Origin of the sequence: Pseudomonas benzenivorans (genome assembly GCF_033547155.1) — a bacterium.
GTDB lineage: Bacteria > Pseudomonadota > Gammaproteobacteria > Pseudomonadales > Pseudomonadaceae > Aquipseudomonas > Aquipseudomonas benzenivorans_B.
Genome location: NZ_CP137892.1, coordinates 14955 through 27446, shown reverse-complemented (window position 1 = coordinate 27446; position 12492 = coordinate 14955). Strand labels below are relative to the sequence as shown.

The following is a 12492-nucleotide window of genomic DNA, read 5'->3' as shown; positions in this document are numbered from 1 at the left end:
CTACAGCAGCCCCAGGGCACGCAGGCTGGCCTTGCCCAGGGCCACGCGCTCGGGCAGCTCGGCCTGGTCATGGATGTCCATGTTCAGCGCGAAGCTGTAGCGCTTGCCGTCCTGCTCCAGCCAGCCCACCCACCAGCCGATGGCCGGCTCGACGGACGTGGCCCAACCCGTCTTGCCGTACAGGCGCCAGCCCGGCCCCTGCTCGAGCAGGCTGATCTCCCGCACCTTGGCCTGAATGGCCGGCGCCAGGGGCAGCCGATCCTGGCTCAGGCGGGCGAGAAACTCGCTCTGTTCCACGACGCTGATCGCCAGCGGCCCGTCCAGCCAGAACCTGTCGACTACAGTGCCGACCTCGCCGTTGCCATAGCCCAGGGCCGCGACCTGGCGGCGCATGCGCGGCAGGCCGATACGCCGCGCCAACGCCTGGTACACGGGCAGGTTGGACACCCTGATCGCCTCGCGCAGGCCCATGTCGCGCTCCCAGCTCTTGAGGAACCTTGGCGTGCCGTCGTAGGGGAACACCTCGTCGACGCTGGCGACCGCGCCCGTCGCCAGGCCGATCAGGCTGTTGGCGATCTTGAAGGTGGAGGCCGGCGGGTAACGGGTTTCCGCGCGCCGGCGATTGTGTCCCTGCAGCTGCTCGCTGCCGACTTCGTGGAGGACGAAGGTGCCCGTCGCCCCGGCACGGGCGAAGGCCTGGTCCAGCGCCGGGCTGTCCTGCCAGTCCAGGGCCTGGACGTGGCCGGCCAGCACCAGCAAGGCGCTGCAAAGCATGCGTTTCATGATCGTTCCCGGTGATTGAGCCCGCGGCCTAGACCACACCGCCCTCCAGCGGTTCCGCGCGGCCCTGGCGAGTCGCATCAACCGGCCGCCTGGAGAAACGCCCGCACCCGCTCGGCGGCGTCGTCCGGTTGCTCCTGCATGAAGCAATGCCCGCCCGCCACCACCTGGGCATGCACATGGGGATTGCCGGCGCACCAGCGCGCCACCGACTTGGCGACGAAGGGATAGCTGCGCTGGCCATAGAGCACCTGGGTCGGCGTCAGCACCTTGGCCAACGACGGCCACAGACGCTTGGGAAACGAGCCGAAGATATCCGCCTCGCGGCTCGGCCGGCATTTGAGCTCGACGCCGTCCTCGGTGTCTTTCAGGGCATGGTTGATATAGGCCTCGAACGCCGCCTCGCTCCAGCCGCGGAACATGCCGCGGCCGTGCAGGGCAGCATGGGCGGCGAGGCGATCCGGCCACTGCCGGCGGCGCTTGCGCGCCTTGCTCGCCAGGGTGTTGCGCCGGGCCAGGCCGACCACATCGGACAGCGCCATCACGCCGATCATCGCCGGGGTGAAGAGCACCGGGTCGAGCAGCACCGCGCGCTGGAACAGCTGCGGCTGCTGGGCCAGCATCAGGCTGCTGAGCACCCCGCCGAAACTGTGGCCGACGGCATGCACGGGCACCGCACCGAAGGCGCCACGGCCCTGGGCGAAGGCCTCCAGGGCCAGCTCGGCGCTGCGGTTCCAGCCGTGGAAGCGGCCGCCATGGTCGCTGTCGCCATGCCCCTGCACATCGCACAGCCAGAGGTCGAAGTCCTCGGCCAGGCGCTCCAGCATGGGCTCGTAGACGCGCCCGCAATAGCCGTTGCCGTGCAGGAAGTGCAGCAGCGGCTTGCCACTGGGGTGCGAGTGCCAACCGCGCAGGGTGAAACCGGCGGAACAGGCATGGGACCAGGACTCTAGATGCATGGTGGTATTCGGCGATCAAGGGGCGACAGCCAAGCTTATCAGGCCTGCGCCGGTGACCCGCCGGTTCTGCCGCGTATGCGTCATGACGGGCCCCGGATGGCGAAGAGGCCGCGGCCGTCAGGTCAGGCGGCAGCGGCCAAAGGTGGAGGACAGGGCAACGGCATCCTGTGCCTCGGCGAAGATCAGCTCCAGGCGCGAATCCTGGCGCCAGGCGCTGGCCTGCCAGTGCAGGGGCCGGCCATCCAGGGCATTGGCCGACAGCCAGCCGGCGTCGGTGTGCAACACCAGCTTGGCGCGGCGCCAGGGCAGGGTCTCGAGCCACTGCTGCACCCGTTGCCGCACGAAGCGCTGACTGGAGTGCCAGGTCCAGCCGATGCTCCAGCCTTCCGGGCCCACCTGGGTCCGGCAGATCGGCGCGTCCACCGCGGGCCGGATACTCGGCAGCGGCGCGCTCGACCCGGGCACGTCCGGCAGCTCGATGCCGGCCGCCACGCTGCCGGCATAGCCCGGCAGATCCGCCAGTGGCAGCACCGCCTGGCTGGTCCAGCGCAGCGGCCGTTGCGGCAGCCGGGCCAGGACCCGCGCCCTGGCCTTCTCGTCCAGGCCTTCGGCCTTGTTCAGCAGCAGCAGGCCGGCCGCCGCCAGCGCCGCCTGCTGGCTGTCGGCCAGGGGCTGGCCGGCGGCCAGGGCCGCGGCATCGAGCACCAGCAGCGCCGGCTGCACGGCCAGCACCCCGGCCCAGGGCGGTTGACGCAGCTGCGCCAGCAGCTGCAGCGGGTGGCCGAGTCCGGACGGCTCGATCAGCAGGCGCTGCGGCCGGGCCTTGCGCAGCAGGCGGCCCAGGCCGACCTGGAAGGGCACGCCGTTGACGCAACACAGGCAGCCGCCGGCCACCTCGCCGAGGGCCACGCCGTCGGCGTCGCTGGCGAGCAGGGCGGCGTCCAGGCCGATCTGGCCGAACTCGTTGACCAGCACCGCCCAGCGCTCGTGCGCCGGCCGCTGCGCCAGCAACTGGCGAATCAGGCTGGTCTTGCCGGCGCCCAGGGGGCCACCGATCAGGTGGGTGGGGATATGATTGAGCATGGGCCTATGGTGCGGCTTTACCGCGGCGAGGAGAAGGGCGGGCTGCCGACGCCATGCGCTGACGCCGCAAAGTCCCCGTGCTAGAGTCGCCGGCACACGAACCCGGAGCCCATACGATGCGTCGTCTAGCGCCGCTGATCCTCTGTAGCCTGTCCTCCCTGGCCTGGGGCGAGGCCTGTGTGATTCACAGCCAGGCCGAACGCCTGGACGTCAAGGTCTGTCAGCAGAACCGCAGCATCCCGCCGAACCTGTTCCGCAGCGGCTTCTGTCAGCCCCAGCTGAAAGGCCAGAAGGTCGAGGTGGCCTTCGTCGAACAGTGCCCGCTCGGCGCCTTCGGCGTCTGTCGCAGCGCCAAGGTCGGTGGCACCCCCTACCAGCAGGACATCCACTACTACGGCGTGGCCACCGACGCCAACTACCTGAAACCCTTCTGCGAGAGGCAGAACCGCGGCGTCTGGATGGCGCGCTGACGCCCGGCGGCCGTTCACTCCAGCCAGTCCAGGGTCAGCAGCAGACGCCGCTGACCGGGGACCGGTTGCGGCGAGCGATGGATCAGCCCGCGGCCCTCGTTACCCAGCCAGCCCTCGCCCTTGAGCAACGCCACATGGCCGCTCTCGAGCTGCTCGATCGGCGCCACCTGCCCCTCGGCAGCCGCCTGGCCCAGCCCCTCGCGCGGCAGCACGCCCTCCTTCAGCCACTGGCTGCCGCCGCCGGCATAGCTGGTGACCAGGCGCAGGGGCACCCGGTCGACATGAAAGCGCGGACACATGGCCCGGTCCAGCGCGCGCAGGCGCAGGCCGATCAGGCGGGCATCGAGCAGGCAGGCATAGGCCCGCACCAGCCAGGCGACATCGGCGTGAAACGCCTGGCAGCCGGGTAGCTCATCGAAACCGGCGAGCAGCCCCCGCAGGTCCGGCTCGGCATCCTCGGCCGCCAGCTCCAGGGTCAGGCTGTGCGCCAGCGGCGCGCCCGTGGCCAGCAGTTGCGCGGCGAAGCTGGCGACCCGGGGCTCCAGCCGGCGCTGCCAGACCGCCAGGTTGACGTCATCGCGCAGCACCTCGGTCAGCACCTGCATCTGCTCCCCCGCCACCTGGCGTGGCAAGGGTCGATGCGGCGCCGACATTAGTCGGCCTCCTGCTGCCAGGGCCCGAACGGATCGGGCATGACGCGCCAGGCCTCCGGGCCCTGGACCAGCTCGCCATCGTCGAGCAAACAGGCGTCCAGTTCGGCGTTGAGGCGAGCGAAATCGATATGCTGGCCGATGAACACCAGTTCCTGGCGGCAGTCACCGACCGTGGCGTGCCACTTGCCCATGATCGTCGCCTGGCCCTCTTCGTCCTGCGGCCACTGCGCCTTGGGCACGAAGCGCCACCAGCGGCCGGCATAGCCATGCCGCATCAGGCCGCCGGCCTGGGACCAGCTGCCGGCCTCCTCGGGCTTGCTCGCCAGCCAGAAGAAACCCTTGGAGCGCAGCAAGCGGCCATTGCTCCACTCCCGAGAGAGGAAATCGAAGAAACGTTCGGGATGAAACGGCCGCCGCGCCTGGTAGGCGCCGGAGGCGATGCCATATTCCTCGGTCTCCGGCATCTGCTCGCCGCGCAGCTGCTTGAGCCAGCCGGGCGCCTGGGCGGCGCGGGCGAAGTCGAAGCGGCCGGTGTCGAGTATTCGCGCCAGCGGCACCTGGCCCATGACCATGGGCCAGATCTCGGCCTCGGTATTGAGGCCTCGCAGAATGGCGCTCAGCTCCTCGCGCTCGGCGCTGGAGATCAGGTCGGTCTTGCTGATCAGGATGACGTCGGCGAACTCCACCTGCTCGATCAGCAGATCGGTGATCGAGCGCTGGTCGTCCTCGCCGAGGGTTTCGCCACGGCTGACCAGGCCTTCGGCGGCGTGAAAGTCGCGCAGGAAGTTGACCCCATCCACCACCGTCACCAGGGTGTCGAGGCGCGCCAGATCCGCCAGGCTCTGGCCCTGTTCGTCGCGAAAGGTGAAGGTCTCGGCCACCGGCAAGGGCTCGGAGATGCCGGTGGACTCGATCAGCAGGTAGTCGAAGCGGCCGTCGCGGGCCAGGCGGCTGACCTCTTCCAGCAGGTCCTCACGCAGGGTGCAGCAGATGCAGCCATTGCTCATCTCCACCAGCCTTTCCTCGGTGCGGCTCAGGCCGACATCGCGCTGCACTTCGTGGACATCGATGTTGATCTCGCTCATATCGTTGACGATCACCGCGACCCTGAGCCCTTCGCGGTTCTTCAGGATGTGATTGAGCAGGGTGCTCTTGCCGGCGCCGAGAAAGCCGGACAACAGGGTAACGGGGAGGCGCTTGGGCACGATGGAACTCCAGGGCTAGAGGCGGCAGTGGTCGAGTTGCGCGGGATCGTCCCGGCAACATATTATTTGTTATAACATAACATTAATGATTCGACACAGCCCCGGAACTCCGATGACTGCCCAGATACTCCCGGACATCGCATCCCATGCCACAGCCCATGACCTACCCCTGGACTGGGTCGGCATGGGCGCCATCGCCCTGCCTGTGCTGCTGCTCGGGCAGCGCATCAATGCCCGCGCCGACGCCGGCGTCAGCCTGGACAATGGCGGCAGCCGCGGCATTCACATGTCGCGGCTCTACCTGGCCCTGCAAATCCTGGAACATCGGCCCCTGACCCCGGCACTGCTGCAGCAGGTGCTGGATGACTTCCTCGCCAGTCACGACGGTCTGTCCGAGACGGCCTACCTGAGCCTGCGCGGCGAGGTCCTGCTGCAGCGTCCGGCCCTGGTCAGCGCGCTGGCCGGCTGGAAGTCCTACCCCTTCGAGGTGCACGCACGCCAGGATCGGCGCGGGTTCCACGTGGAACTGCAGCTGACCCTGGCCTACTCCTCGACCTGTCCCTGTTCCGCTGCCCTGGCCCGCCAGCTGATCCAGCGACGCTTCGTCGAGGACTTCGCCGACCAGGCACTCGACCACGAGCGCCTGCTGGCCTGGCTCGGCTCGACCCAGGGCATCCTCGCCACGCCCCACAGCCAACGCAGCCACGCGACCCTGCGCGTGCGCCTGGAAAAAGGCGCCGACGACCTGCCGCTGCTCGAGCTGCTCGACGCCGCCGAACGGGCTCTCGGCACTGCCGTGCAGACTGCGGTCAAGCGTGCCGACGAGCAGGCCTTCGCCCTGACCAATGGGCAGAACCTGATGTTCTGCGAAGACGCCGCCCGCCGCCTGCACCAGGCCCTGGGCCAACAGCCCCGGCTGCAGGCTTTCACGGTGCGGGTGGTGCATGCCGAGAGCCTGCATGCCCACGATGCCCAGGCCGAAAGCCACTGGCAGCGGGGCGAATCGCCGCTGAGCGCGCCATGGCTAGGATTCGGCGACAGCCCTCGGTTGGGCAGTGCTTAACGCCCGGTTGGACAGCACGCCATGGATCGCCCGCCGGACGGCGGCAACAATACCTGCGGGCCCGCTGGGCTCTGCCCCTCGATTGGCGCGCAGCGACCCGAGTTCGTCGCAGCACAGCGGGCATAATGCGGCAATAGCGGTTATGGTCTTGCCTTGACCACCGATCCAGCCAGCGAGGAGCGCATGCAGGTCGAAATCATCGAAATACGCGACCACCTGAGTCGTTACGCGCCCTTCGACGCGTTGCCGGAGGAGGTCGTCGATGACATCGCCCGGCAGGTGGAGGTCGGCTACTTCAAGGCCGGCAGCGACATCCTCAGCTACGGCGAGCCGATCGAGGACCTGCACTACATCCGCAGCGGCGCCGTGGAGATCTACCGGCGCAATGGCGAGCTCTACAACCGCCTGGCCGAGGGCGAGGTGTTCGGCCAGTTCGGTCTGCTGCGCGGCCACAAGGTGCGCCTGCCGGCCAGGGCCATCGAAGACAGTCTGATCTACTTCATTCCCGGCAGCCTGTTCGAACAGCTGTGCGAGACCTACGACCACTTCGCCGACTTCGTCGAGGCCGAGGGCCTGTCGCGCCTGAAGTCCAAGGAAGCGCCCCAGGGCACCGCCACGGAACTGCTGAGCATCGAGGTGCGCAAACTCATCACCCGGCGCACGGTCAGCGTGCCCGTGGGCACCTCGGTGCAGGACGCCGCGCGGGTGATGACCGAGCACGGCGTGTCGTCACTGGTGATCTTCGGCTCGACGCCGGCCGCCGACACGGGTCCCCGGCAGACCCAGATCATGGCCGGCATCACCACCGACCGCGACCTGCGCACCCGGGTGCTCGCCGAAGGCCTGCCCCTCGACACCCCGGTCGACCTGGTGATGTCGCCCAACCCGATCACCATCCAGGCCGAGGACTCGGTGTTCGAAGCCATGCTGTGCATGCTGCGCAACAACATCCACCACCTGCCGGTGGTGCATCGCCAGCGCCCTGTCGGGGTCATCAACCTCTCGGACATCATCAAGTACGAGTCGCAGAGCAGCCTGTATCTGGTCAATACCATCTTCAACCGCAAGTCGGTGGCCGAGTTGCAGGCGCTGCTGCCGGATCTACGCGCGACCTTCCTGCGCATGGTCAACGAAGAGGCCAACTCCCACATGATCGGCAGCGCCATGTCGGGCATCGGCCGCAGCCTCACCCAACGCCTGCTGGAACTGGCCGAGGAAGAGCTCGGCCCGCCCCCGGTGCCCTACTGTTTCATGGCTCTGGGTTCCATGGCCCGCGACGAGCAGCTGATCGTCACCGACCAGGACAACGCCCTGGTCCTCGACAACCGTTTCGACCCGCGGGTGCACGACGAGTACTTCCTCAAACTGGCGACCTTCGTCAGCGACGGCCTGGCGGCCTGCGGCTACAGCTATTGCAAGGGCGGGATCATGGCCACCAACCCCAAGTGGCGCCAGCCTCTGCGGGTGTGGAAAGGCTATTTCAACCAGTGGATCGAGCAACCCAACCCGGAGACCCTGCTCAACGCCTGCATCTTCTTCGATCTGGACAGCGTCTACGGCGAGGCCGGGCTGGTCGAGAGCCTCAAGGAGCTGCTGGCCGAGAAGGCCAGCCGCAATCCCATGTTCCTCGCCAGCCTGGCGCGCAACGCGCTCAACCGCACCCCGCCACTGGGCTTCTTCCGCACCTTCGTGATGGAGAAGGACGGCCAGCAGAACAACATCATCAACCTCAAGGGCCGTGGCACCGCGCCGCTGACCGACCTGATCCGCGTGCACGCGCTGGCCTGCGGCTCCAAGGCCCAGAACTCCCTGGAACGCCTGGATGCCATCGGCGAAACCAAGCTGCTGACCGAGGAGGCCATCACCCAGCTGCGCCATGCCCTGGAGTTCCTCTCCATCGTGCGCATTCGCCACCAGGCCATGGACCTGCAAGAGGGCCGCGACCCGGACAACTACATCGAACCGGAGAAGATTTCCTCCAGCGACCGGCATGACCTCAAGTCGGCCTTCCAGGTGCTGAGCAATGCGCAGCGCTTCCTGCGTTTCCGCTATCCGGGACAAGAGACGGGGCGGCCGCTATGAGCCTGCCCGAAAGCCTGCGCAAGACCAGCCACGCCGTGATCCCGGACTGGCCGAGAATACTCGGCGACCTGGCGGAGAGCACCCGCGATGAGCGGCTGGCGCGCTTCTACCGGGCCGGCACGGTGAGCGCCGATACGCCCCTGGAGCAGGTTCCGTTGCTCGCCCTCGATGTGGAGACCACCGGCCTGGACAGCCAGCGCGACTCGATCGTCAGCCTGGGCCTGGTACCCTTCAATCTGCACCGCATCCGCTGTGGCGCGGCCAAATACTGGGTGGTCAAGCCGGTCTGCGAACTGAGCAGCCAGTCGGTGACCTTCCATCACATCACCCACTCGGATATCCGCGACGCGCCGCCTCTGGTCAACGTGCTCGACGAGCTGCTGGCCGCCATGGCCGGCAAGGTGATGGTCGTGCATTACCGGCGCATCGAACGCGGCTTTCTCGATCAGGCCATGCGCCAGCTGGTCGGCGAAGGGCTGCACTTTCCACTGATCGACACCATGCAGCTGGAAGCCCGCCTGCACCTGGGCAAACATCGGCCTGGGTGGTTTGACCGGCTATTGGGCAAGAAGCCGGTGTCGATCCGTCTGGCCGATACTCGCCTGCGCTATGGCCTGCCGCTGTACCAGGCCCACCACGCCCTGACCGATGCCCTGGCCACCGCCGAACTGCTGCAGGCCCAGGTGGCCAGCCTCGACGCGGCACAGATCGCCGTCGGCGAACTCTGGCAATAAAAAAGGCGTGCCCGCCGGGCACGCCTTCTTTCACCCCTGAAGCCGGCAAGCCACGCTTAGCGCGGTTCCGACATCAGTCCCTTGACGATGGCGATACAGCCGACCAGCAGCACGATGGTGAAGGGGAAGCCGGCAGAGACAGCCATCGCCTGCAGGGCCACCAGGCCACCGCCGAGCAGCAGGGCGATGGCCACCACGCCTTCCAAAATGGCCCAGAAGGCCCGCTGCGGCACCGGCGCGTTGACCTTGCCGCCGGCGGTGATGGTGTCGATCACCAGGGAACCGGAGTCCGAGGAGGTGACGAAGAACACCACCACCAGGACGATGCCGATAAAGGAGCTGATCTCGGTCAACGGCAGCTGACCGAACATGGCGAACATCTTCAGCTCCAGGGCCGCGTCCTGCACGCCGGAGAAGCCATCGGTGAGCAGCTGGCTCAGGGCGGTGCCACCGAAGGCGGTCATCCACAACACCGACACCAGGGACGGCACCAACAGCACGGCGATGAGGAACTCGCGCACGGTGCGGCCGCGGCTGACCCGGGCGATGAACATGCCCACGAACGGCGACCAGCTGATCCACCAAGCCCAGTAGAAGGCGGTCCAGCCCTGACTGAAGTTGGCGTCCTCACGGCCGAAGGGGTTCGACAGCGCCGGCAGGTTCACCACATAACTGCCCAGGTTGCTGAAGAAGCCGGTGACGATCGCCAGGGTCGGGCCGACCGCGATGATGAACAGCAGCAGCAGCAGGGCCAGCACCATGTTGATTTCCGACAGGCGCTTGACCCCCTTGTCCAACCCGGCCATCACCGACACCAGAGCGATCGCGGTGATACCGATGACCAGCAAGACCATGCTGGTGTTGTTGGCTGGAATATCGAAGAGGTACTCCAGCCCCGCCGATGCCTGCTGTGCGCCGATGCCGAGAGAGGTGGCCAGGCCGAACAGGGTAGCCAGCACCGCCAGGATATCGACGATATGCCCCGGCCAACCCCAGACCCGCTCGCCGAGCAGCGGATAGAAGATCGAGCGGATGCTCAGCGGCAGGCCCTTGTTGAAGGAGAACAGCGCCAGGGACAGCGCGACGATGGCGTAGATCGCCCAGGGGTGCAGGCCCCAGTGGAAGATGGTCGCGGCCATGCTCAGGCTGGCGGCGGCCTCGGCATCGCCGGCGGCGGCGCCCAGGGGTGCCCAGTCGGTGCGCACGCCATTCTCGACGCTGGTGCCACCCATGGCCGAGGAGAAGTGCGACATCGGCTCGGCCACGCCATAGAACATCAGGCCGATGCCCATACCGGCGGCGAACAGCATGGCGAACCAACCGCTGTAGGAATAGTCCGGCGTCGCCTCCTTGCCACCGATGCGCACCTTGCCCAGCGGCGAGACGATCAACCCGAGGCACAGCAGGACGAAGATATTCGCCGAGCCGATGAAGAACCACGCCAGGTTGCTGGTCAGCCAGTTACGCACCGCCGTAAACAAGGGTTCGACCTCGCTCTGCAGAGCCAGAGTCAGCACCACGAACAGCACGGAGAACAGCGCCGAGATGGCGAAGACCTTGCCGTGGATATCCAGGTCGAAGAGGTACCGCCCCTTGATGTTGTCCTGACCGATGACGTAGTCGGTGTCGATCAGATTCGCCGCCCCAGTCGGCGCCGGGATGCTATCCAGGCTGTCCGCTGGCGGGGCCTTGCCCTGCGCAGGATCTTTTGCCATGCGATGTGCTCCTTATAATTCATTTGGCTCGCAGATCTAAGCGTAGACGGACGCCTAAGCTCTGCTCGAATCAACCCGATTAAACCCGGTTGAACGATAAGCCTAACAGCACAGTCGTAGAACAACCGGTCCGTGCGCGGCACTGGCCATAGCGAGAGCGTCAGCTATTGCCGCTGCGCCCCCGGTTGGTGCCACACTGCAACAGGGGCCCGCTCCGTTTCCAACCGGCCTCTGCACCACAGGAATGCGCATGCTCACGGACTTCGGCATCCCCCATTTGTTCACCTACCTGATCGCCGCGATCCATGCCCTCGGCGTGCTGGCGGCCATCCACGCGGTGTTCACCGTGCGCACCGCCCAGGGCGCCATCGCCTGGGCGGTGTCGCTGTTCTTCATGCCCTACCTGACCCTGCTGCCCTACCTGGTATTCGGCCGCAGCCGCTTCGACGCCTATATCAAGGCCCGCCGCCTGGCCGACCAGGAGATGCACCGGGCCATGGCCCAGCTGAACTGGCGGCCCTGGGTCGAGGAGGCCCTCACCGCCAGCGAGTCCAAGGCCTTCCGCCGCCTGCGCGCCCTGCCGCGCCTGGGCCAGATGCCCTGCCTGGCGAACAACCAGGTGCGCCTGCTGATCGACGGTGAGGCGACCTTCGCGGCGATCTTCGCCGCCCTGGCCGAGGCCCGCCAGGTCATCCTGCTGCAGTTCTTCATCGTCCGCGACGACGCCCTGGGCCGGCGCCTGCATGCCCTGCTGCTGGACCGGGCCCGCGCCGGGGTACGGGTGTACTTCCTCTATGACGGCATCGGCAGCCACGCCCTGCCGCGCCCGTACATCGACAGCCTGCGCGTGGCCGGGGTGCAGATCCACGCCTTCCCCACCCGCGGCGGCCTGCTCAACCGCTTCCAGCTGAACTTCCGCAACCACCGCAAGATCGTGGTGGTCGACGGCGAACGCGGCTTTCTCGGCGGGCATAACGTCGGCGATGCCTACCTCGGCCTGCAACCGCCGCTGGCGCCCTGGCGCGACACCCATGTCGAGGTGCGCGGCCCGGTGGTGGCCTGCCTGCAGGAATCCTTCGCCGAAGACTGGTTCTGGGCCACCCGGCAGATGCCGCCGCTGCTATTGCCCGCGGCCTACCCCGGTAGCGGCATGCTCTGCCAGGTGATCACCAGCGGCCCGGCCGACGCCCAGGAGACCGGCTCGCTGCTGTTCGTCGAGGCGATCCACGCGGCGCGCGAGCGCATCTGGATCACCAGCCCCTACTTCGTCCCCGACGAGGCCCTGTTCAGCGCCCTGCGCCTGGCGGTGCTGCGCGGCGTCGACGTGCGCATCCTGCTGCCGGCCCGGCCCGATCACCGGGTGGTCTACGCCGCCTCCAGCCTCTATGCCTTCGAGGCGCTGCGCGCCGGGGTCCGGGTATTCCGCTACCTGCCGGGATTCCTGCACCAGAAGGTGATGCTGATCGACCGCGGCGCCTGCGCCATCGGCAGCGCCAACCTGGACAACCGCTCGTTCCGCCTGAACTTCGAGATCACCCTGCTCACCGTCGATGACGAGTTCGCCGCCCAGGTCGCGCAGATGCTCGAGGAGGATTTCGCCCGTTCCCGGGAACTGGCCAGCGCCGACCGGCGCAAGGTGCACCGCCTGCAACAGCTGGCCATGCGCGTGGCGCGGCTGATCTCGCCGATACTCTGAGCGGCGCAAACAGCGCTCCGGGCTATGGTTAGAGCTGAACGCCTGCGCAGCC

The 12492-nt window shown here is 67.6% G+C and carries 11 protein-coding genes; 5 read left to right on the top strand and 6 right to left on the bottom strand.

Annotated features, from left to right (window positions below; all coding sequences use genetic code 11):
* The 3 genes from blaOXA to SBP02_RS00120 all read right to left on the bottom strand — a co-directional run bounded on the left by blaOXA (position 1) and on the right by SBP02_RS00120 (position 2822).
* On the bottom strand, positions 1–783 hold the full coding sequence (blaOXA, locus tag SBP02_RS00130; protein WP_318644365.1) for a class D beta-lactamase: 783 nt from the start codon (positions 781–783) through the stop codon (positions 1–3).
* 77 nt (positions 784–860) lie between these two features.
* Positions 861–1739, bottom strand: coding sequence for an alpha/beta fold hydrolase (locus SBP02_RS00125; RefSeq protein WP_318644364.1), 879 nt, complete (start codon positions 1737–1739; stop codon positions 861–863).
* Positions 1740–1856: 117 nt separating this feature from the next.
* On the bottom strand, positions 1857–2822 hold the full coding sequence (locus tag SBP02_RS00120; protein WP_318644363.1) for a CobW family GTP-binding protein: 966 nt from the start codon (positions 2820–2822) through the stop codon (positions 1857–1859).
* A 116-nt stretch (positions 2823–2938) separates the two neighbouring features.
* Here SBP02_RS00120 and SBP02_RS00115 point away from each other — a divergent pair, with 116 nt between their 5' ends.
* Positions 2939–3292 carry an NADH:ubiquinone oxidoreductase gene (locus tag SBP02_RS00115; protein ID WP_318644362.1) on the top strand — a complete coding sequence of 118 codons (354 nt, stop codon included), beginning with the start codon at positions 2939–2941 and terminating at the stop codon, positions 3290–3292.
* Positions 3293–3306: 14 nt separating this feature from the next.
* On the opposite strand, the gene SBP02_RS00110 is transcribed toward SBP02_RS00115, so the two are convergent.
* Together SBP02_RS00110 and zigA are read right to left on the bottom strand one after the other, a co-directional pair.
* Positions 3307–3945 carry a DUF1826 domain-containing protein gene (locus SBP02_RS00110; RefSeq protein ID WP_318644361.1) on the bottom strand — a complete coding sequence of 213 codons (639 nt, stop codon included), beginning with the start codon at positions 3943–3945 and terminating at the stop codon, positions 3307–3309.
* On the bottom strand, positions 3945–5150 hold the full coding sequence (zigA, locus tag SBP02_RS00105; RefSeq protein WP_318644360.1) for a zinc metallochaperone GTPase ZigA: 1206 nt from the start codon (positions 5148–5150) through the stop codon (positions 3945–3947). Before zigA ends, SBP02_RS00110 begins: the two co-directional genes overlap by 1 nt.
* 112 nt (positions 5151–5262) lie before the next feature.
* On the opposite strand from zigA, the gene folE2 reads away from it, so the two are divergent.
* The 3 genes from folE2 to SBP02_RS00090 all read left to right on the top strand — a co-directional run bounded on the left by folE2 (position 5263) and on the right by SBP02_RS00090 (position 9029).
* Positions 5263–6213: a GTP cyclohydrolase FolE2 gene (folE2, locus tag SBP02_RS00100; RefSeq protein WP_318644359.1), complete on the top strand. Its 951-nt coding sequence runs from the start codon at positions 5263–5265 to the stop codon at positions 6211–6213.
* A gap of 183 nt (positions 6214–6396) precedes the next feature.
* Positions 6397–8295 carry a DUF294 nucleotidyltransferase-like domain-containing protein gene (locus SBP02_RS00095; protein ID WP_318646391.1) on the top strand — a complete coding sequence of 633 codons (1899 nt, stop codon included), beginning with the start codon at positions 6397–6399 and terminating at the stop codon, positions 8293–8295.
* The gene (locus SBP02_RS00090) at positions 8292–9029 is read left to right on the top strand and encodes a 3'-5' exonuclease (protein ID WP_318644358.1); all 738 of its coding nucleotides are present in this window, start codon (positions 8292–8294) and stop codon (positions 9027–9029) included. Before SBP02_RS00095 ends, SBP02_RS00090 begins: the two co-directional genes overlap by 4 nt.
* Before the next feature lie 56 nt (positions 9030–9085).
* Here SBP02_RS00090 and SBP02_RS00085 read toward each other — a convergent pair whose 3' ends face one another.
* Positions 9086–10744 (bottom strand): BCCT family transporter, encoded by a 1659-nt coding sequence (locus tag SBP02_RS00085; protein ID WP_318644357.1) that lies wholly within the window; start codon positions 10742–10744, stop codon positions 9086–9088.
* A 250-nt stretch (positions 10745–10994) separates the two neighbouring features.
* Between SBP02_RS00085 and cls the strand changes: the two genes are divergently transcribed.
* Positions 10995–12440, top strand: coding sequence for a cardiolipin synthase (cls, locus tag SBP02_RS00080; protein ID WP_318644356.1), 1446 nt, complete (start codon positions 10995–10997; stop codon positions 12438–12440).
* The last annotated feature ends 52 nt before the right edge of the window (positions 12441–12492 follow it).

Bases quoted from the DNA above. Each gene is read 5' to 3' on its own strand.
- blaOXA (WP_318644365.1), bottom strand. From the start codon at position 783: ATGAAACGCATGCTTTGCAGCGCCTTGCTGGTGCTGGCCGGCCACGTC.
- SBP02_RS00125 (WP_318644364.1), bottom strand. From the start codon at position 1,739: ATGCATCTAGAGTCCTGGTCCCATGCCTGTTCCGCCGGTTTCACCCTG.
- SBP02_RS00120 (WP_318644363.1), bottom strand. From the start codon at position 2,822: ATGCTCAATCATATCCCCACCCACCTGATCGGTGGCCCCCTGGGCGCC.
- SBP02_RS00115 (WP_318644362.1), top strand. From the start codon at position 2,939: ATGCGTCGTCTAGCGCCGCTGATCCTCTGTAGCCTGTCCTCCCTGGCC.
- SBP02_RS00110 (WP_318644361.1), bottom strand. From the start codon at position 3,945: ATGTCGGCGCCGCATCGACCCTTGCCACGCCAGGTGGCGGGGGAGCAG.
- folE2 (WP_318644359.1), top strand. From the start codon at position 5,263: ATGACTGCCCAGATACTCCCGGACATCGCATCCCATGCCACAGCCCAT.
- SBP02_RS00095 (WP_318646391.1), top strand. From the start codon at position 6,397: ATGCAGGTCGAAATCATCGAAATACGCGACCACCTGAGTCGTTACGCG.
- SBP02_RS00090 (WP_318644358.1), top strand. From the start codon at position 8,292: ATGAGCCTGCCCGAAAGCCTGCGCAAGACCAGCCACGCCGTGATCCCG.
- SBP02_RS00085 (WP_318644357.1), bottom strand. From the start codon at position 10,744: ATGGCAAAAGATCCTGCGCAGGGCAAGGCCCCGCCAGCGGACAGCCTG.
- cls (WP_318644356.1), top strand. From the start codon at position 10,995: ATGCTCACGGACTTCGGCATCCCCCATTTGTTCACCTACCTGATCGCC.